The sequence below is a fragment of the Pseudomonas sp. ADAK2 genome (assembly GCF_012935755.1).
GTDB lineage: Bacteria > Pseudomonadota > Gammaproteobacteria > Pseudomonadales > Pseudomonadaceae > Aquipseudomonas.
On the sequence record NZ_CP052862.1, the window covers coordinates 1,531,022 to 1,550,050 of the forward strand.

At 59.6% G+C, this 19,029-nt stretch carries 15 protein-coding genes; 10 read left to right on the forward strand and 5 right to left on the reverse strand.

Features of this window, described 5'->3' with window-relative positions:
• Positions 1-252: 252 nt before the first annotated feature.
• Positions 253-648, forward strand: coding sequence for a carbohydrate-binding module family 20 domain-containing protein (locus HKK52_RS07005; protein ID WP_237150721.1), 396 nt, complete (start codon positions 253-255; stop codon positions 646-648).
• Between the two features lie 20 nt (positions 649-668).
• Here the strand turns inward: HKK52_RS07005 and HKK52_RS07010 are convergent, their stop codons facing one another.
• On the reverse strand, positions 669-1,559 hold the full coding sequence (locus HKK52_RS07010; RefSeq protein ID WP_169370174.1) for a LysR family transcriptional regulator: 891 nt from the start codon (positions 1,557-1,559) through the stop codon (positions 669-671).
• Positions 1,560-1,680: 121 nt separating this feature from the next.
• Between HKK52_RS07010 and HKK52_RS07015 the strand changes: the two genes are divergently transcribed.
• From HKK52_RS07015 to lldD, 3 genes are all read left to right on the forward strand, one after another.
• Positions 1,681-3,327, forward strand: coding sequence for a GMC family oxidoreductase (locus HKK52_RS07015; RefSeq protein ID WP_169370175.1), 1,647 nt, complete (start codon positions 1,681-1,683; stop codon positions 3,325-3,327).
• Between the two features lie 179 nt (positions 3,328-3,506).
• Entirely contained in the window at positions 3,507-5,129 is a 1,623-nt protein-coding gene (locus HKK52_RS07020) for an MFS transporter (protein WP_169370176.1), read from the forward strand.
• 300 nt (positions 5,130-5,429) lie between these two features.
• Positions 5,430-6,572 (forward strand): FMN-dependent L-lactate dehydrogenase LldD, encoded by a 1,143-nt coding sequence (gene lldD / locus HKK52_RS07025; RefSeq protein WP_169370177.1) that lies wholly within the window; start codon positions 5,430-5,432, stop codon positions 6,570-6,572.
• 50 nt (positions 6,573-6,622) lie between these two features.
• Here the strand turns inward: lldD and HKK52_RS07030 are convergent, their stop codons facing one another.
• Complete coding sequence (locus HKK52_RS07030) at positions 6,623-7,387, reverse strand: AraC family transcriptional regulator (RefSeq protein ID WP_169370178.1); 765 nt, start codon at positions 7,385-7,387, stop codon at positions 6,623-6,625.
• A 199-nt stretch (positions 7,388-7,586) separates the two neighbouring features.
• Here HKK52_RS07030 and HKK52_RS07035 point away from each other — a divergent pair, with 199 nt between their 5' ends.
• From HKK52_RS07035 to HKK52_RS07055, 5 genes are all read left to right on the forward strand, one after another.
• Positions 7,587-9,218: an APC family permease gene (locus tag HKK52_RS07035; protein ID WP_169370179.1), complete on the forward strand. Its 1,632-nt coding sequence runs from the start codon at positions 7,587-7,589 to the stop codon at positions 9,216-9,218.
• Between the two features lie 11 nt (positions 9,219-9,229).
• Positions 9,230-10,156 carry a 4-hydroxyproline epimerase gene (locus tag HKK52_RS07040; protein WP_169370180.1) on the forward strand — a complete coding sequence of 309 codons (927 nt, stop codon included), beginning with the start codon at positions 9,230-9,232 and terminating at the stop codon, positions 10,154-10,156.
• A 52-nt stretch (positions 10,157-10,208) separates the two neighbouring features.
• On the forward strand, positions 10,209-11,156 hold the full coding sequence (locus tag HKK52_RS07045) for a dihydrodipicolinate synthase family protein (RefSeq protein WP_169370181.1): 948 nt from the start codon (positions 10,209-10,211) through the stop codon (positions 11,154-11,156).
• Positions 11,157-11,233: 77 nt separating this feature from the next.
• Positions 11,234-12,799 carry an aldehyde dehydrogenase (NADP(+)) gene (locus HKK52_RS07050; RefSeq protein ID WP_169370182.1) on the forward strand — a complete coding sequence of 522 codons (1,566 nt, stop codon included), beginning with the start codon at positions 11,234-11,236 and terminating at the stop codon, positions 12,797-12,799.
• Positions 12,800-12,803: 4 nt separating this feature from the next.
• Positions 12,804-14,072 carry an NAD(P)/FAD-dependent oxidoreductase gene (locus HKK52_RS07055; protein ID WP_169370183.1) on the forward strand — a complete coding sequence of 423 codons (1,269 nt, stop codon included), beginning with the start codon at positions 12,804-12,806 and terminating at the stop codon, positions 14,070-14,072.
• A gap of 12 nt (positions 14,073-14,084) precedes the next feature.
• On the opposite strand, the gene HKK52_RS07060 is transcribed toward HKK52_RS07055, so the two are convergent.
• Together HKK52_RS07060 and HKK52_RS07065 are read right to left on the reverse strand one after the other, a co-directional pair.
• Entirely contained in the window at positions 14,085-14,450 is a 366-nt protein-coding gene (locus HKK52_RS07060; RefSeq protein WP_169370184.1) for a DUF427 domain-containing protein, read from the reverse strand.
• Between the two features lie 253 nt (positions 14,451-14,703).
• Complete coding sequence (locus tag HKK52_RS07065; protein ID WP_169370185.1) at positions 14,704-16,113, reverse strand: serralysin family metalloprotease; 1,410 nt, start codon at positions 16,111-16,113, stop codon at positions 14,704-14,706.
• A gap of 308 nt (positions 16,114-16,421) precedes the next feature.
• Here HKK52_RS07065 and HKK52_RS07070 point away from each other — a divergent pair, with 308 nt between their 5' ends.
• Positions 16,422-18,056, forward strand: a complete 1,635-nt coding sequence (locus HKK52_RS07070) for a Shedu anti-phage system protein SduA domain-containing protein (RefSeq protein ID WP_169370186.1) — start codon at positions 16,422-16,424, stop codon at positions 18,054-18,056.
• Here HKK52_RS07070 and HKK52_RS07075 read toward each other — a convergent pair.
• Positions 18,050-18,886: an oxidoreductase gene (locus tag HKK52_RS07075; RefSeq protein WP_169370187.1), complete on the reverse strand. Its 837-nt coding sequence runs from the start codon at positions 18,884-18,886 to the stop codon at positions 18,050-18,052. The genes HKK52_RS07070 and HKK52_RS07075 overlap by 7 nt on opposite strands.
• Between the last annotated feature and the right edge of the window lie 143 nt (positions 18,887-19,029).

Consider the following 19,029-nt stretch of genomic DNA (forward strand, 5'->3'; position numbering starts at 1 on the left):
GTATCAAGCGCTCGATCAGGAAAGGTTGACTACTGTCAGAAATTACAGGTCTGCGTGATTTTCCGATAAACGGCTGGTGCTGGAGTTTACTTCATCGTCCCTTTTTGACTGAAATGGCGCGTAACGAACCCTGCTAATAAGCAACCATCGAAATTATCGCGAAGCGTTCTAAACAACTGTCATTTATGACAGGTAACTTCCAATTCAGCCTGGAATAAGCTGCGAGCGCTGGAATGAATTGAGGTGTTCATCGTGTCTCACGATCGTTACCTGTTGCCACTGGGCGTTCTCTTGTTGGCGATGCTGCCGGTGTTCCACGATGCCCACGCCGGCCAGTGGACGCCCATACGAGACGAAGTGACCTTCCAATGTGACAACGCTGTCGCGCAGTCGGGCTCCAGCGTGTATGTCGTCGGCAACCATCCAAACCCGGGGAACTGGGACCCGACCAAGGCCATAAAGCTCAACAATGCTGGCTCCACATGGACCGGAAAAGTACTTTTCCCCGGCGCGGACGACAGCAAAGATGTGGAGTGGAAGTGCATTGTGCGCGACGACACTGACTCGACCAAAGCGCCAACGTTGCAGGGCGGTGCCAACAACGTCGTTAAGTTGGCTTTTACTGCAAAGAGCGTCGGAACGTTTTGAGGTGTGAGCGGGCGCACCGATCAGGTTGCGCCTAGCAATAAGGCTTGCTCGCGCTCACACAACTCCACCACGTAATCCCACAACACCCGCAACCTCACCGACTTGTGCAACTCCCGCCGCGTACTAATCCAATAGCTGCGCTGAATGCTCTCATCCGGCAACAACGGCACCAGTTCCGGATCGGCACTGGCCATGTAACAAGGCAACACCGCAATCCCCAGCCCCGACCGCGCCGCTTGTTGTTGGGCGATGACGCTGGTGCTGTGGAACACGACTTGGGGGTTGCGGCAGAAGCTGTTGAGGAACATCAGTTCCTGGCTGAACAACAGGTCGTCGACGTAGCCGATCCACGCATGGCGGCCGAGGTCTTCGCGGCTGTTGAGCGGCGGTGCCTTGTCGAGGTAGGCCTGGCTGGCGTAGAGCGCCAGGCGATAGTCGGTGAGTTTGCGCGTGACGAGCATGTCGGCGGCCGGGCGTTCGAGGTGGATGCTGATTTCGGCTTCGCGGTTGAGGATGCTGACGAAGCGCGGCACGGCCACCAGTTCCACTTCCAGGCCTGGGTAGCGTTCGAACAAGCCGTTCATGCGGCTGGCAAGGAACATGATGCCCAGCCCTTCCGTCACACCGACGCGGATTTTGCCGAGCGGCGCGGTGGATTGGGTGATTTCTTCCTGGGCCAGCAGCGCGACGTTTTCCATGGCTTCGGCGTGTTTGAGCAGCGCCTCGCCGGCCGGGGTCAGTTGATAGCCCTGGGCGTGCTGCACGAACAGCGCGGTGCCGAGGCTCTTTTCAATCGCCTCGATGTGCCGGGCCACGGTGGCGTGGGTGGTGTTCAAGCGGCGGGCGGCGGTGAGCAAGCGGCCGCTGCGCTGCAATTCGAGAAAAAACCGCAGGTCATTCCAATCGAACATCATGCTTCCTTAGGGCTACGCTGTCTGAAAACGCACAGCGGCTGCGCAAAAACTAACATTCTTTATACGAAAGCTAACAACTAGGATGAAGCCCAACAACAAAAACAAGACGAGGTAAGGGATGCAGACCTCTCAGGATGAATTCGATTACATCGTGGTCGGCGCCGGGCCGGCCGGGTGTTTGCTGGCCAATCGATTGTCCGCCAACCCGCAACATCGGGTGCTGCTGCTCGAAGCCGGCGGGCGCGATAACTATCCGTGGATTCATATTCCGGTCGGTTACCTGTTCTGCATCGGTAATCCGCGCACCGACTGGTGCTTCAAGACTGAGGCGCAACCCGGTTTGCAAGACCGCACGCTGAGCTACCCTCGGGGCAAAGTGCTCGGTGGCTGTTCCTCGATTAACGGCATGATTTACATGCGTGGCCAGGCTGGCGATTACGATGGCTGGGCGGCGGATGGTAATCCCGGTTGGGCGTGGAAAGACGTGCTGCCGCTGTTCAAGCAAAGCGAAAACCATTTTGCCGGCGACTCGGAATTTCATGGTGCCACCGGGCAATGGCGGGTTGAACGTCAAAGGCTGTCATGGCCGATTCTCGATGCCTTCCGCAGCGCCGCCGAGCAAAGCGGCATCGCCAGCATCGATGACTTCAACCAGGGCGATAACGAAGGCTGTGGTTACTTCCAGGTCAATCAAAAGGCCGGGATTCGCTGGAACGCGGCCAAGGCGTTTCTCAAACCGATCCGAAATCGCGCCAATCTCACGGTTTTGACTGAGGTTGAAGTGGACCGCGTGTTGCTGGAAAACGGTCGTGCTTCAGCGGTCGTCACCCGCTGGCAGGGCCAGGCGAAAACCTTCAAGGCACGCAAGGAAATCGTCCTGTGTGCCGGCTCCGTTGGTTCGCCAAGCATTCTGCAACGCTCCGGGATCGGCCCGCGTCCGCTGCTGCAACGCCTGGGGATCGGCGTGGTGCATGAGCTGCCGGGTGTTGGCGGTAACCTGCAGGATCACCTGCAACTGCGGCTGATCTACAAACTGGAAAACGCCCGCACCCTCAATCAAATCGCCGGCACCGTGTGGGGCAAGATGGGCATGGGCCTGCGTTATCTGTATGACCGAAGTGGGCCACTGTCCATGGCGCCGAGCCAGCTGGGGGCGTTTGCCCGCTCGGGGCCGGAGCAAACTTCAGCGAATCTTGAATACCACGTGCAACCGCTGTCGCTGGAGCGTTTTGGCGAGCCGCTGCATGCGTTTCCTGCGTTTACGGCGTCGGTGTGTGATTTGCGGCCGCAGAGCCGTGGTCGGGTTGAGATTCGCAGTGCTGATCCGCAGGAGGCGCCACTGATTCAGCCCAACTATTTGAGTCATCCTGAGGATCTGCGGGTGGCGGCGGATGCGATTCGCCTGACCCGGCGCATCGTTGCCGCGCCGGCGCTGGCGGCGTTCAAACCGGTCGAGTATTTGCCGGGGGACAGTTTGCAGAGCGAAGAAGAATTGCATGAAGCGGCGGCGCGGATTGGCACGACGATTTTTCATCCGGTGGGGACTTGCCGGATGGGTAACGACGCGGATGCGGTGGTGGATGCACAGTTGAATGTCCGTGGCATCCCTGGATTGCGTATCGCCGATGCCTCGATCATGCCGCGTATTACCTCGGGCAATACCTGCTCGCCTACGCTGATGATTGCCGAGAAGGCTGCGCAGTTGATCCTTGACCCTGACACCAGGAGCTTCGCCCCGGAGAAGGAACTGTTAAGTAACGCCTGAATCACACACCTGTAGGAGCATGGCTTGCCCGCGATGGCGATTTCAGAGGCGCCATCGCGAGCAAGCTTTGCTCCTACAGGGAACGAGTACACCCCGCTTTATGGATAAACGCGGCACCCGCCCACAAGGCTGGCGCCGACAGTGGAACAACAAAAACAATCACTGTGAGGGATACCGATATGTCAGAACACGTTCAGCCCCTGGAAGCCACGCGCAGCGCGGGCGTCAGCAGCGGCACCAAGAAAGTCATCTTCGCTTCGTCTCTGGGGACGGTGTTCGAGTGGTATGACTTTTTCCTCTATGGCGCCCTCGCGGCGGTGATCAGCAAGCAGTTCTTTGCCGGGGTCAACGACACCACGGCGTTTATCTTCGCGCTCATGGCGTTTGCCGCCGGCTTCATCGTGCGGCCGTTTGGTGCGTTGGTGTTCGGTCGGTTGGGGGACATGATCGGGCGTAAATACACCTTCCTCGCGACCATCGTGCTCATGGGCCTGGCGACGTTCTGTGTCGGGTTGCTGCCGACCTACGCCAGCATCGGCATCGCCGCGCCGATCATCCTTGTGGTGCTGCGCATGCTCCAGGGCCTGGCCCTCGGCGGCGAATACGGCGGCGCCGCGACCTATGTGGCGGAACATGCGCCGATGGGCAAACGCGGCTTCCACACCAGCTGGATTCAATCCACCGCCACCCTCGGCCTGCTGCTGTCGCTGCTGGTGGTACTCGGTTGTCGCTACTTCACCGGCGACCAGTTCGAAGTCTGGGGCTGGCGTATTCCGTTTCTGTTTTCCATCGTGCTGCTGGGCATCTCCACCTGGATTCGCCTGAGCCTGCACGAGTCGCCGGCCTTCGTGAAAATGAAAGAAGAAGGCAAGCTGTGCAAGCAGCCGCTGCGCGATTCCTTCGGTAAATGGGAAAACCTCAAAGTCGTGTTGATCGCCCTGTTCAGCATCAACGCCGGGCAAGCGGTGACCTTTTACGCCGCGCAGTTCTACGTGCTGTTCTTCCTCACCCAGTTCCTGAAAATGGACCCGGCGCTGGCGAATAGTTTGCTGATTGTCAGCGTGATTATCGGCGCGCCGTTCTTCATCTTTTTCGGCTGGCTGTCGGATAAGGTCGGGCGCAAACCGGTGCTGATGATCGGCCTGCTGCTGGCCACCGCGCTGTACTTCCCGATCTTCAAATCCATCGCCCACTACGCCAACCCGGCGGTCGACCAGGCCCGCCAACAGGCACCGATCACTGTCATGGCCGACCCGGCTACTTGCACCTTCCAGTTCGACCCGGTGGGCAAGGCGAAATTTGATAGCCCGTGCGACAAGGTCAAGACCTTCCTGGTCAAGCAAGGCCTGCCTTACACCAGCGCCGCTGCCCCAACTGGCGCAGCCGTGCAGGTCAGCATCGGCGACGTAAAAATCGATGGCTACGACGAAGCGGCCCTGCGTGGCGCGGTGACCCTGGCGGGCTATCCGTCGCAAGCCGACACTCAGCAGGTCAACAAAACCATGATCGTGGCGCTGATGGTCGTGCTGATCATCATCTCCGCCATGTGCTACGGCCCGCTGGCGGCGCTGATGGTCGAACTGTTCCCGACGCGCATCCGCTACACCTCGATGTCCCTGCCCTACCACATCGGCAATGGCTGGTTCGGCGGATTCCTGCCGACGGTGTCGTTTGCGTTGGTGGTGTACACCGGGGACATCTTCTATGGACTGTGGTACCCGGTGGTGATTACCGGGGTGAGTTTGATTGTGGGGTTGATTTGTTTGCGCGAGACCAAGAACGTGGATCTGGATAAGAACTGATACCGAGAAATGCGCGGGCTCTGTAGCAACTGCCGAGCCCGCAAGCGCTCGGCTTGTAGCAGCTGCCGAGGTACGAGGCTGCGTTCGGCTTGTAGCAGCTGCCGAGGCACGAGGCTGCGTTCGGCTGCGAAGCAGTCGTGAAATCAGGCGGCGCGGTGTTTCAGGAAGATCGAGTGCTCAGGTTTTACGACTGCTTCGCAGCCGAACGCAGCCTCGTACCTCGGCAGCTGCTACAAGTCACTCGCCACAGGTTAAGCTCAATGAACATTTCAGCCCCGCCATTCCAAAAAACGAGGCCCCATGATCATTTCATCCGCATCCGATTACCGCGAGGCAGCACGCCGTAAACTTCCGCGATTCCTGTTCGATTACATCGATGGCGGCGCCTACGCCGAGCACACGCTGCGGGCCAACAGTGCCGACCTGACGGGCATCAGCCTGCGTCAGCGCATTCTGAAAAACGTTGAAACCCTGAGCCTTGAAACCACCCTCTTCAACCAACCCCTGGCCATGCCTATCATCCTCGCACCGGTGGGCCTGACGGGCATGTTTGCCCGGCGTGGTGAGGTGCAGGCGGTGAGAGCGGCGGAGAACAAAGGCATTCCGCTGTGCCTGTCCACGGTATCAGTGTGTTCGATCGAGGAAGTCTCGGCGCAAAGCCAACAATCGATCTGGTTTCAGCTGTACGTGTTGAAAGACCGGGGCTTCATGAAAAACGCCCTGGAGCGGGCGAAGGCGGCCGGGGTGAAGAACCTGGTGTTTACCGTCGACATGCCCACGCCCGGCGCGCGATATCGGGATGCGCATTCGGGCATGTCCGGCCCTTTCGCTTCGTCGCGGCGAATGTTGCAGGCGATGACCCGGCCGGACTGGGCGTTCAATGTTGGCCTGATGGGGCGGCCGCATGACCTGGGCAATATCTCGGCGTATCTGGGCCAAGCCGTCACGCTCGAAGACTACATGGGCTGGCTGGCGAAGAACTTCGACCCGTCGATCAGTTGGGCCGATCTGCAGTGGATTCGGGATTTCTGGGAAGGTCCGATGATCATCAAAGGCATTCTCGATCCTCAGGATGCAAAAGATGCGGTCAGCTTTGGCGCGGACGGCATCGTGGTGTCGAACCACGGTGGGCGGCAGCTGGATGGCGTGCTGTCGACCACCAAGGCCTTGCCGGCGATCATGCAAGCCATCGGCGATGATCTGACGGTGTTGGTCGACTCGGGGATTCGCTCGGGGCTGGATGTGGTGCGGATGTTGGCGCTGGGGGCGAAAGGCGTGTTGCTGGGGCGTTCGATGGCGTATGCGCTGGCGGCGGATGGACAGCGCGGGGTGGAAAACATGCTGGATATTTTCGCCCGGGAAATGCGCGTGGCCATGACGTTGACCGGGGTGACTTCAATTGCGCAGATTGATGAATCGACGTTGGTGAGCGCTGTCCGCTAGTGAAGATCGTTCCCACGCTCCGCGTGGGAACGATCAACGACCTCTGCCGCTCATTGCGCGGTGGCCTGCCGATACTGCCGCGGAGTGAAACCGGTCAAGGCCTTGAACTGGCGAGTAAACGCGCTGTGGTCGGTATAGCCGCACTGCAACGCGACTTCGGTAATGGGGATGTCGGTGTGCAGCAAACGATGCGCATGTTCCAGGCGCACCTTTTGGATCATCTGCCGTGGCGTGAGGTGGAACACGCGTTTGCAGTAGCGTTCCAGTTGCGCCACTGAAATACCGGCGATGCGCGTCAGTTCGCCCAAGGTGACCCGTCGATTGAAATGGGCGCGAATGTGTTCGTCGACCGCCGCCAGCCGCTGGTAAGCCGGATGTGTATCGCTGGCCGATTGCAGATCAACCGAAATCCCCGCCAGGCCGATGATTTCACCGTTGCGGTTATACAGCGGACGTTTGTGCGTCAGGCACCAACCGGGTTCCCGGCTCCCGTACAAGTGCAATTCCAGTTGATCTTCCAGCACCAGGCCTTGCTCCAGCACACGGCGATCCTGCTCGGTATAACCCGGCCCCAATTGCGCTGGAAACACCTCGGCGCTGGTTTTGCCCAGCAGCTGTTTCATTCCGCAGCGCTGGACCAGAGCGAGGTTGGCCATGACGTAGCGCGCCTGGACGTCCTTGATAAAGATCGCGGCATTGGGAATCACATCGAGCATCGGCAACAGCGGTGCCACGCCGGCCAATAATGCTTCGATCGTTTCCGGACGAGTGCCGTCGTTCCCCTCGCACAACATCGCCAACGCGCTCTGCGCCATCAATCTCACCCTCTCACTCTTGAGGCATTTTTCGCTCACCTTGCCTCGTCGTGAGTGCGGTGTCGAGCACTGCTGCATTGTGCTGATTTCGTCATCCATACCCACGCAAAACATCAATCGCCAGCGCGCCGTCGCGTTCACTCTATGGCCATTGCATGCACCCCTGCCTATCCAATAACTCACAAGAAGGCGCGACGCTATGTCAGGCAAAGGCAAGTTCAAAAGGCAACTTTCGTTGATGGACCTTACGTTCATCGGCTTGGGCGCCATCTTCGGTTCCGGCTGGTTATTCGCCGCCAGTCACGTTTCTGCAATCGCGGGTCCAGCAGGGATTTTTTCCTGGCTGCTGGGCGGTTTTGCCGTGTTGCTGTTGGGCATTGTTTACTGTGAATTGGGCGCGGCGCTGCCCCGGGCCGGTGGTGTGGTTCGCTATCCGGTTTATTCCCACGGCCCGCTGCTCGGCTACTTGATGGGCTTCATCACCTTGATCGCCTTCACCAGTCTGGTGGCGATCGAAGTGGTCGCCTCCCGGCAGTATGCCGCGGCGTGGTTTCCCGAGTTGACCAAGGCCGGTTCCAGCGATCCGACGATCCTTGGCTGGCTGATGCAATTCGCCCTGCTGTGCCTGTTCTTCGTGCTCAACTACCGCAGCGTGAAGACCTTCGCCATGGCCAACAACCTGGTCAGCGTGTTCAAGTTCATCGTGCCGCTGCTGGTGATCGGTGTGCTGTTCACCTTCTTCAAACCAGCCAACTTCCAGGCCCAGGGCTTCGCCCCATTCGGCTTGTCGGGTGTGGAAATGGCGGTGTCGGCGGGCGGTGTGATTTTCGCTTACCTGGGGCTGACGCCGATCATTTCGGTAGCCAGTGAAGTGAAGAATCCGCAGCGGACCATTCCGATTGCGCTGATCCTGTCGGTGCTGCTCTCCACGTTGATTTATGTGCTGTTGCAGGTCGCCTTCCTCGGTGGCGTGCCCACCGAAATGGTGGTCAACGGCTGGGCCGGCGTGGCCAAGGAACTGGCGCTGCCTTATCGCGATATCGCCCTGGCCCTGGGCGTGGGTTGGTTGGCCTATCTGGTGGTCGCCGACGCGGTGATCTCCCCCAGCGGTTGCGGCAACATCTACATGAACGCGACACCGCGCGTGATCTACGGCTGGGCGCAAACCGGCACGTTCTTCAAGGTCTTCACCCGTATCGATGAAAAGTCCGGCATCCCGCGCCCGGCGCTGTGGCTGACCTTTGCCCTGTCGGTGTTCTGGACCTTGCCGTTCCCTTCGTGGGAAGCGCTGATCAATGTGGTCTCCGCCGCGCTGGTGTTGAGCTACGCCGTCGCGCCAGTGTCCGTCGCCGCCCTGCGCCGCAATGCACCGGACATGCCACGCCCGTTCCGGGTCAAGTGGATGGGTGTGCTCGGGCCGCTGTCATTCATCATCGCCGCGCTGATCGTCTACTGGTCGGGTTGGGACACCGTGTCCTGGCTGCTCGGCCTGCAAATCCTGATGTTCATCGTGTACCTGTTGTGCGGTCGTTTTGTGCCGACCAACCACCTGAGCCTGGCCCAGCAAGTGCGCTCATCGGCGTGGCTGATCGGCTTCTACGCCGTGACCATCGTGCTGTCCAAGCTCGGCAGTTTCGGCGGCCTGGGCGTGCTCAGCCATCCGTTCGACACCCTGGTGGTGGCGGTCTGCGCGATGGGGATCTATTGCTGGGGCGCGGCGACTGGCGTGCCGGCGCACCTGGTGCGTCTGGAATCCGAGGACGATGAAAGCGAAGCCGATTCGACCCTCGCGAACACTGCGACAGGCCGCCCTGCGCCTGCACACTTCTAAAGGACGGATTTATGAAACGGGTTCATGTGATTGACTCCCATACCGGCGGCGAACCGACGCGCCTGGTGATCAAAGGTTTTCCGCAATTGGCCGGCCAGACCATGGCCGAGCAGCGCGATACCCTGCGCGACCAGCATGACCACTGGCGCCGCGCCTGCTTGCTGGAACCCCGTGGCAACGACGTACTGGTCGGCGCGCTGTATTGCGAACCGGTGTCGCCGGACGCCACGTGCGGCGTGATTTTCTTCAACAACGCCGGCTACCTCGGCATGTGCGGCCACGGCACCATCGGCCTGGTCAACTCGCTGCATTACCTGGGGCACATCGCCCCCGGCGTGCACAAGATCGACACGCCCGTCGGCCCGGTCAGCGCCACGCTGCATGAAGACGGCACGGTGACGTTGCGCAACGTGCCCGCTTACCGCTATCGCCAAAAAGTGCCGGTCGACGTGCCGGGGCACGGCACCGTTTACGGCGATATCGCCTGGGGCGGCAACTGGTTTTTCCTGGTGTCCGATCACGGCCAAGCATTGCAAATGGACAACGTCGAAGCCCTCACCGATTACACCTGGGCGATGCTCAAGGCCTTGGAAGACCAAGGCATCCATGGCGAAGACGGCGCGCTCATCGACCATGTCGAACTGTTTGCCGACGACGATCACGCCGACAGCCGCAACTTCGTCATGTGCCCCGGCAAAGCCTACGACCGCTCACCCTGCGGCACGGGCACCAGCGCCAAACTGGCGTGCCTGGCCGCCGATGGAAAACTGGCCGCTGGAAAGCCTTGGGTCCAAGCAAGCATCACCGGCAGCCAGTTCATCGGCAGCTTCGAATGGGAAGGCGAACGCGTGCGCCCGTTCATTACCGGCAAGGCTTTCATGACCGCCGACGCTACGTTGCTGATCGACGAACAGGATCCCTTCGCGTGGGGCATTTGAGCTGCCCCCGCGCCACTTCACCTTCAATTGAATGCTTCGAGGAGTTAGAACAATGAGCGAGAACATTTTCACTGGCTGCATCCCTGCACTGATGACCCCGTGCACCGCCGAGCGCAAGCCGGACTTTGACAAGTTGGTGGCCAAGGGTCGCGAACTGATCGATATCGGCATGAGCGCCGTCGTGTACTGCGGCTCCATGGGTGACTGGCCGTTGCTGACCGAAGCCGAACGTCAGGAAGGCGTGGCGCGTCTGGTCGCGGCGGGCATTCCGACCATCGTCGGCACTGGCGCGGTGAACAGCCGCGAGGCGATTTCCCACGCGGCCCATGCGGCGAAAGTCGGCGCTCATGGCCTGATGGTCATTCCTCGCGTTCTGTCCCGGGGCGCCTCTCCCGCCGCGCAAAAAGCCCACTTCGCTGCCATCCTCAACGCTGCGCCGAACCTGCCGTCGGTGATCTACAACAGCCCTTACTACGGCTTCGCCACCCGCGCCGACCTGTTCTTCGAACTGCGCCGCGAGCACCCGAACCTGATCGGCTTCAAGGAGTTCGGCGGTGCTGCCGACCTGCGCTACGCCGCCGAAAACATCACGTCCAAGGACGACAACGTCACGCTGATGGTCGGGGTCGATACCCAAGTGGTGCATGGTTTCGTCAACTGCAACGCCACCGGCGCCATTACTGGCATCGGCAACGCGCTGCCCCGCGAAGTGCTGCAACTGGTGGCCCTGAGCAAACAAGCGGCCAAGGGCGATGCAAAGGCCCGACGTCTGGCCCGGGAGCTGGAGTCGGCGCTGGCGGTGCTGTCGTCGTTCGATGAGGGCTGTGACCTGGTGCTCTATTACAAGCACTTGATGGTGCTCAATGGCGACAAGGAATACACCCTGCACTTCAACGACACCGATGCGCTCAGCGATGCCCAACGGCATTACGCCGAGAATCAGTACACGTTGTTCCGCCAGTGGTACAAAAACTGGTCGGCCGAGCAGAACGTCGCCTGATCTCCCCTGTGTTCGTGCCCGCTGCGAGACCGCCGTGTTTCGCCGTCGGGCCCCCTCCTCTTTTTCAGGAAAGCGCCATGACTCTGACGGGCCAAATGCTGATCGGTCAGCACGCCATTACCGGTAGCCGCGAAGCGATCCGGGCGATTGATCCAGCCACCGACAAACCACTCGAACCGGCCTATGCCGGAGGCACCGAGGCGCAGGTCGATCAGGCCTGCGCGTTGGCGTCGGCGGCGTTCGACAGCTATCGCGAAACACCATTGGCGGCACGCGCGCAGTTCCTCGAAGCGATTGCCGATGAGATCGAAGCCTTGGGCGATGAGCTGATCGAGCGTGCGGTCGCCGAGACCGGTTTGCCGCGCCCGCGTATCCAGGGTGAACGTGGTCGCACCTGCCAGCAACTGCGAACCTTTGCCCGCACCGTGCGCGCCGGCGAATGGCTGGATGTACGGGTCGATAACGCGCTGCCGGAACGTCAGCCCCTGCCACGTCCGGATTTGCGTCAGCGTCAGGTGCCGTTGGGGCCGGTGGCGGTGTTCGGCGCGAGCAATTTTCCGCTGGCCTTTTCAGTCGCTGGTGGTGACACGGCTTCGGCATTCGCCGCCGGTTGCCCGGTGATCGTCAAGGCCCATGGCGCGCATCCCGGCACCAGCGAACTGGTGGGTCGCGCGGTGGCTCGGGCGGTGAAAACATCCGGGCTGCATGAAGGTGTGTTTTCGCTGTTGTTCGGCTCTGGCCGCGAAGTGGGCATCGCGCTGGTCAGCGACCCGCGAATCAAAGCCGTGGGTTTCACTGGTTCGCGCAGTGGCGGCATGGCGTTGTGCAAAGCGGCTCAGGCGCGTCCCGAGCCGATTCCGGTGTATGCGGAAATGAGCTCGATCAATCCGGTTTTGCTGTTTCCGGCAGCCCTGCAAGCGCGCGGTGAAGCGCTGGCGCAAGGTTTCGTTACTTCACTCACTCAGGGCGCCGGCCAGTTCTGCACCAACCCTGGATTGGTGATCGCTCATCAAGGCGCTGCATTGGAGCGTTTCATCAGCGCAGCGGCGGATCTCGTTCAGCACAGCCCGGCGCAGACCATGCTCACGCCCGGCATCTTCACTGCCTACAAGGCTGGCGTGGATTTGATGCGAGCAGAAACGGTCGCCATTGGTCTGAAGGGCGAAACACCGAACCAATGCCAAGCGCATCTGTTCGTGACCCAGGCGCAGGATTTTCTCCGCGACCCAACGTTGCAAGCCGAGATGTTCGGGGCCGCATCGCTGGTCGTGCAATGTGCCGACGACAACGAAATCCGGCAGGTTATCGAGCACCTGGAAGGTCAGCTGACAGCCACCCTGCATTTGGATGACGCCGATCTGGAAAGCGCCAGGGCGTTGTTGCCGATGCTGGAACGCAAGGCCGGCCGCCTGCTGGTCAATGGCTGGCCCACCGGGGTCGAGGTGTGCGACGCCATGGTCCATGGCGGCCCCTTCCCGGCCACTTCCGACCCGCGTTCGACCTCGGTCGGCACGGCCGCCATCCTGCGGTTCCTGCGCCCGGTCTGCTACCAGGATTTCCCGGACAGCTTGTTGCCGGCCGCGCTCAAGCACGGCAATCCGCTGCAACTGCGGCGCCTGCTCGATGGCCAGAGGGAAGACTGAGCCAATGTCTAATCACTCCACTTCGAACGACCCGCACGACATCGCCGTGGTCGGCGCCGGCATCATCGGCGTCGCCTGCGCCCTGCGCCTGGCCCGCCAAGGCCTGCGGGTGGTGGTGATCGACCAGCAGGAACCCGGCCATGGCGCCTCGTTCGGCAATGCCGGGCACCTGGCCACCGAGCAGGTGTTTCCCATCGCCGACCTGTCGATCCTCAAGCGCCTGCCCGCTATGCTCATGGACCCGATGGGCCCGCTGCGCCTGGACTGGAAATACCTGCCGCGCGCCCTGCCCTGGTTTATGCGCCTGTTGTTGAACCTGCGCCCGGTGCCGTTCCAACGCACCGTGGCCGGCCTCCGCGCGCTCAACGAAAGCAGCCTTGGCGCGTGGCAGCGGTTGCTGGCGGACATTGCCCGCCCGGATTTGCTCAGGGAAGACGGCTCGTTGCTGGTGTTCGAGCGTGCCGAGTCGCGTCAGGCGATTGAAGCGTTACAGGCGCGGATGCGTCAGCAGCAGGTGCCGGTGGATTTCTGGCAGTCCGAGGCCATTCTCGAGGTGGCCCCGCAGCTTAGTGAACAGATTCAGGGCGGCTTGTTTTTTCCGAGCACCGGGCATTTTCTTGATCCTTACCGGGTTGTCTGCGAACTGGTCGACGCGGCCAAGGCCGGCGGCGTGCAGTTCTTGAAACAACAGGTTCAGGGTGGGCACTTACAGGAGGACGGCGTCGCGCTGATCACCGATCAGGGCCATATCAACGCCCGCCAGGTGCTGATCGCCTGCGGTGCCCATTCCGCGAAGCTTACCGCTGCGCTGACTGGCAAAAAGATCCCATTGGATACCGAACGCGGTTATCACCTGATGTTGCCCCACGAGCAGCATCGGTTGCCGTTCGCCGTCACTTCGCTGGAGCGTAAATTCATCATGACGCCCATGGCCGATGGGCTGAGGCTGGCCGGCACCGTCGAGTTCGCCGGCCTCCACCGCCCGCCGAGCATGCAGCGTGCCTGGCAGTTGCACCGGCTGAGCAATGGCTTATTCCGCCGCGACTTGAACGCTGACGATGCCACGCCGTGGATGGGATTTCGTCCGTCCTTGCCGGATTCCCTGCCGATCATCGACCGGGTGTGCGAGGGCAAGGTGCTGCTCGCTTTCGGCCACCAGCATTTGGGTTTGACTCAGGCAGCCGTCACGGCCGAGTTGATCGCGCACATGGCTGCGGTCACCCCGGCTCATGGTTTACCGGCCATCGAACCGTACCGGCTCGATCGCTTCTGATAAAAAAATCGGTCAGACATCTTTGAGAATCTCGAAGGTCACCTGGTCAGGGTAGAACGCCACATAGTCTTTAATCTGATCGACCGACACCTTGGGGTTCTCATAGCTCCACACCGCGTTGGCGCCTTCATGCCCCGGGATCTGCAAGCTGAAGTAACTGGCGTCGCCCTTGTACGGGCAATAGCTGGTGTGGTCGGTGCGGGCATAATATTTTTCATCGATGTCTTCACGCGGGACGTAGTACACCGGAGGGTAATTGGCCTCGAGCAGCACCAGCGCCCGGGCGGACGCGGCCACCTGAATACCGTGGAACTTCACCAACAGACAGCCGGGTTGCTCGGCAATGGTGATGACAGGACTGGGACCGGAGCTTTTCATGGAATACGTTCCTCATGACAGTGATGAACCTATGCGATGGGCAATACAGCAGCCCCAAAACCTTAGACCACGACTGTCAGGTATAACCCATGTTTCGGCATCGCGACGGCTTCGCAGCCGAACGGAATCACAAAATCAAAAGATCGCAGCCTTCGGCAGCTTCTACGGGATTGGTGTTCGCCGCGATTATGTCGGTGAACGCGATCCCGTTTAGGAACTGCCGAAGGCTGCGATCTCTTGATCTTGCTTTACATCAAGCGACGATATCGCTCACCGCTGCCTGCCCGACCATCCCCACCGCAAAATCCACCGCGCCATGCCCGGTCAAATCGACCATCAAACTGGTCTGATTGCTCTCGGCAAACCAGGTCAGGATCGCATCACCGGCATGCCCGGTGAAACCGCTGACAAAGTTCAACGTCGCATTACCCGAGGCAAACTCGGCGATGCCGGACAGGTCGATCTTGTCCTGGCCGCTGGTGAAATCCATGATCCAGTCCGGCGCGGTCATGGTCGAATCGCTGGCGGCGCCGAACACAAACGTGTCCGCCCCGGCCCCGCCCCACAACGAATCACCGCCACCGGCCCCGTAGATGATGTCGTTGCCGGCCCCGCCTTCCAGACCGTTCGCCGCGGCGTTGCCGATCAGCAGGTCATTGCCCGAACCACCGATGGCATTCTCCAGGGTCACGCCGTGGGCGATGGAAACGTTGCCGACCAGGCCGCCCACATCGGAGAACGCGCCTTCGTTGAGGTTGATCTTCTGGTTCTGGCTGAAACCGGAGAAGTCCAGGGTGTCGTTACCACCACCGTCCCACACCGAAAACACCACTTTCGAGGCGGCCGACGTGGCGCTGTAGAAATCGCGCTCGGCGTTGGAGTTAAAGCCGTAGACCGTGTCGCTGGCGCGGGTGTCCAGGTTGGCGCCGTAGAGTTTCTGCACGGCGACGATGTCGTCGAGCAATGGTGCCGAGGCGTAGGCGCCGCTGCCGTCCTTGCTGAAGTCCTGGTGCGTGTTGCTTTCGCTCCAGTAGCTCATGAGGCTGTAGCCACGGGTGTCCTGGGCGTAGGTCACGTCGTTGTAGGTCGGATTGCCGTTACCGGCGTTGTAGACGCCCGGGTGCGACAGGCCCAGGGTGTGGCCGATTTCGTGGGTCAGGGTCTGGCGCCCGTAGTTGTTGGTGTCCGGGGTTTTGTTGACCTGGTATTGGTCGTTGATCATGTACCAGGACTGGCCATCGTACTGGCTGCCCTGGGGCAGATAGGCGAACGCCGCGCCGCCGGTGTTGTTGCTGTAGTTGCCGAAGGTCATGTGACCGTCGCCACCCTTGCCTTCGCTGAAGGTCACGTTGGCCACGTCCGACCAGGATTGCATCGCCAGCACGGCCTGGGCTTTTTGCTGGGCGCTAAATTCGCCGAACGTGCCGAGGGCCGGGTTGTAGTTGGCCGGTTTCGAGGTGAGGAAGGTGTAGCTGAGGTCGATCTTGCCGTCGGCATTCTGATCGTGCCAGGACGCGCCTTTGCGCAGGATCTGGTCGGCCGCCTGATCGGCGGTGAACGATGGTTTGCCGTTGATCAGCGCGCTGCCGCCCCGGTCGTACAAGTGGCTGAATGTATCGACGGTGGAGTAGGCGTCACTGGTCCGGGCTTTTGCTAGAGACATGGTTTACGTCCTTGTTCAAAGTAGTCAGTTTCGACAGACCACGGCGATCCCTTGGCGAGATCGTCCTGTCACTCGCCCCATTGCAGGCGCGGTGAAACTGACACAGCTTGAAACGTGGCGCTAATCAATTTCTCGATAGCGGTTTTCCAGGCATCGCTGCACGGAAAGACTGTCTGGGTAAAAAAACAGAGGAAAATTGATACACTTTTTTAGCGCTGACTCAGAAAAACCACTGTCGCCTTTGATTATCAGCCGATATTTTGTCGCTTCGGTTTGCAGGCGTAGTGACTACAACCCATTCTTGATCGGTGCCCTTCATAGAAGAAACAGGCGGTATTTTTTCAGATATCAACACGCAGATGATTAACCTGCCAGCACATGAGCCCGTCTCTGTACTGACGCACTTGAGACGAGCCTTACTGTTAGAAATATCCGGAGGCGAAAAAAGGATCGGAAGCAAAAATGAAATCACCTCCTGGATACTGAAGCACTATCAGGAAAACCCGATCGTCGGCGACATGATGAAAGCCATCATGTTGGTAGAAGAAGATTTAGTGTTGACCCGAGATGACCTCCCGTCGCTGGAGGACAGCATCAATAAACTTTATTTGCTGGAAACCAACACACTTCCGGAATTCTTCTTCGTCTCCTCCATACTCGAAGATGTTCGCTACGGCATTATGTTTCATAGAGAACATCTCAAGGGCGGCGGAATCGTTTACTCCGCAACCTTGTATAACTTGCAGGACCTTACAAATCGAATATACCGCTTTGACATCAGGGCTTATCAAGCAGAACCTGAACCGCTCATGTCAGCCTGTACAGGTGATGGTTGGGTACGTATTCCAAGGGACGAAATAGCATCAGTTCCACCGTCAGCCTTCGCCTTCCAATGCCTGGCCGCTTACTACAACTACAAATACAGGATGTTGCCGCTGGATTCTATTATCGATGAAGAATCCGCAAATCGTCCCACCAATAACTACTTGATAAAACTCCTGTCCCAGGCGTATGCAAATAAAGTCGCTTGCACAAGGGTAATGGTACCTCTGGACGCGGTTCAACCCTGGGATATCGACCATGCACTGAGTATCCCGGAAGAAAGAATCAAGGCGTTCATGCCGCATGCTATCGAGTCTGGCAGGCCCGCGTACGAACTGGTCCTCTATGAAAAAAACGGCCAACTCATAATGGATGATGATTATCTGGCGTACCTGGCCTATAACGTCATCGAAATAGACCGGGTTCCAGCCGTTATTATCGGTCCCTTCTCAAACACTGCCGTTCAGGTGCTGGGGCGAGGTTTCTCGGAACTCATTCCGCCCATTTCCGTTTCACCCTGCCGTCAACCCTCCTCCCGGCCGAGGCTGAGCAAGCAGGATATGCTCAAGAACAAGCTGAAAGGACTTGCACCGGCAAACAATCCCCAAACCCAATTCGAAAGTGTTTTCATCAAGTTCTGCAGATTGCTCGGAAACAAATCAACGGTTGAAAGAGACCTGCACAAATTCATCAAGGCCTACCCACAGATCCTCGACTGCCATCTCGCCAAGCTATACAGCGAGGTTCGCATTGGCAACTGCAGAGCCGACCTGGTCCTTCAATACAATCAGGCGGACAAGCGTATCGTGCTGATTGAACTGGAGCGCCATAGCGACGAAATTTTCACCAAAACCAATCAGCTAAGACACAAAGTCACCCATGCAATCAAGCAAGTAAACGACTGGATACGCCAGATCAGGGAAAACAAACAAGACATCCCGGACTGGTTGCAGGGCAACTACGTCGTCGAGGGCCTGGTTGTGATCGGCCGCTCACGAAAACTGACAGCAGAAAAGAAAGAGGTGTTGTTTGGCCTTAATACCAATCAAACAGTCAAGGTCATCACCTACGACGATCTGCTGGAGAGAATGCATCACCTGATAAACGCTCTTGATCAATAGCCATCCGTGGATCGACTCAGCACCTCCCAGGCATTGATCTCCTGCGTCATATTCGCCAACCGTTCACGAACCAGTTGCAACGCATCGCTGCCCAGCAACAAATGCGCGGGCGGTGCATCGCTGGCGATCAAGGTCAGCATGGCTTGGGCGGCTTTGATCGGGTCGCCCAGTTGCTTGCCGCTCTTGGCTTGGCGCGCGGTGCGGATCGGGTCGAAGGTTGCGTCATAGTCGGCGATGCTGCGCTCGGAGCGGCGCATCGAGCGCCCGGCCCAATCGGTGCGAAACGATCCCGGCGCCACCGCCGTGACCGCGATGCCGAAGGGTTTGAGTTCCTTGCTCAAGGTGTCGGAGATGCCTTCCAGGGCAAATTTGCTGCCGCAGTAATAGGCGATGCCGGGCATCGTGATAAAGCCGCCCATGGAGGTGATATTGATGATGTGCCCGGCCCGGCGCTGACGGAAGAACGGCACGAACGCCTTGATTACAGCCACTGCGCCGAACACGTTAACGTCGAACTGTTGGCGCATCTCTTCCAGCGCCGATTCCTCGAAAACCCCTTCATGGCCGTAGCCGGCGTTGTTGACCAATACATCCACCGGGCCGAGGGTGTTTTCAACTTCGGCGACGACGGCGTCGATCGCAGTGAAGTCGGTGACATCGAGGCAGCGGCCGAAGGCATTTTTCGACGGGTGTTGTTCAAACTCGATGCGCGCCGTTTCGCTGCGCACGGTGCCGATCACCCGGTGACCTGCGGCCAGGGCTTCGTTGGCCAGCGCCTGGCCGAAGCCGCTGCTGACGCCGGTGATGAAAAGGGTCTTTGTCGTCGTCATGGTCGCGCTCCGCTGTGGTGTGTTGGTCATGATAGGGATGCTACCGCAACGGCTGAACGCCGATTACTGTCGGACTTTTGCCTAATCCTATGAGCCGATTGATTTGCGGCTCGCAGCAGTTCACATTCAAGTCTCGTGTTCTC

What these genes read in the sequence shown, in the direction of transcription:
- HKK52_RS07010 (WP_169370174.1), bottom strand. Translation starts at nt 1,559, where the DNA reads ATGTTCGATTGGAATGACCTGCGGTTTTTTCTCGAATTGCAGCGCAGC.
- HKK52_RS07075 (WP_169370187.1), bottom strand. Translation starts at nt 18,886, where the DNA reads ATGACGACGACAAAGACCCTTTTCATCACCGGCGTCAGCAGCGGCTTC.
- HKK52_RS07050 (WP_169370182.1), top strand. Translation starts at nt 11,234, where the DNA reads ATGACTCTGACGGGCCAAATGCTGATCGGTCAGCACGCCATTACCGGT.
- lldD (WP_169370177.1), top strand. Translation starts at nt 5,430, where the DNA reads ATGATCATTTCATCCGCATCCGATTACCGCGAGGCAGCACGCCGTAAA.
- HKK52_RS07040 (WP_169370180.1), top strand. Translation starts at nt 9,230, where the DNA reads ATGAAACGGGTTCATGTGATTGACTCCCATACCGGCGGCGAACCGACG.
- HKK52_RS07035 (WP_169370179.1), top strand. Translation starts at nt 7,587, where the DNA reads ATGTCAGGCAAAGGCAAGTTCAAAAGGCAACTTTCGTTGATGGACCTT.
- HKK52_RS07020 (WP_169370176.1), top strand. Translation starts at nt 3,507, where the DNA reads ATGTCAGAACACGTTCAGCCCCTGGAAGCCACGCGCAGCGCGGGCGTC.
- HKK52_RS07055 (WP_169370183.1), top strand. Translation starts at nt 12,804, where the DNA reads ATGTCTAATCACTCCACTTCGAACGACCCGCACGACATCGCCGTGGTC.
- HKK52_RS07015 (WP_169370175.1), top strand. Translation starts at nt 1,681, where the DNA reads ATGCAGACCTCTCAGGATGAATTCGATTACATCGTGGTCGGCGCCGGG.
- HKK52_RS07065 (WP_169370185.1), bottom strand. Translation starts at nt 16,113, where the DNA reads ATGTCTCTAGCAAAAGCCCGGACCAGTGACGCCTACTCCACCGTCGAT.
- HKK52_RS07045 (WP_169370181.1), top strand. Translation starts at nt 10,209, where the DNA reads ATGAGCGAGAACATTTTCACTGGCTGCATCCCTGCACTGATGACCCCG.
- HKK52_RS07030 (WP_169370178.1), bottom strand. Translation starts at nt 7,387, where the DNA reads ATGGCGCAGAGCGCGTTGGCGATGTTGTGCGAGGGGAACGACGGCACT.
- HKK52_RS07060 (WP_169370184.1), bottom strand. Translation starts at nt 14,450, where the DNA reads ATGAAAAGCTCCGGTCCCAGTCCTGTCATCACCATTGCCGAGCAACCC.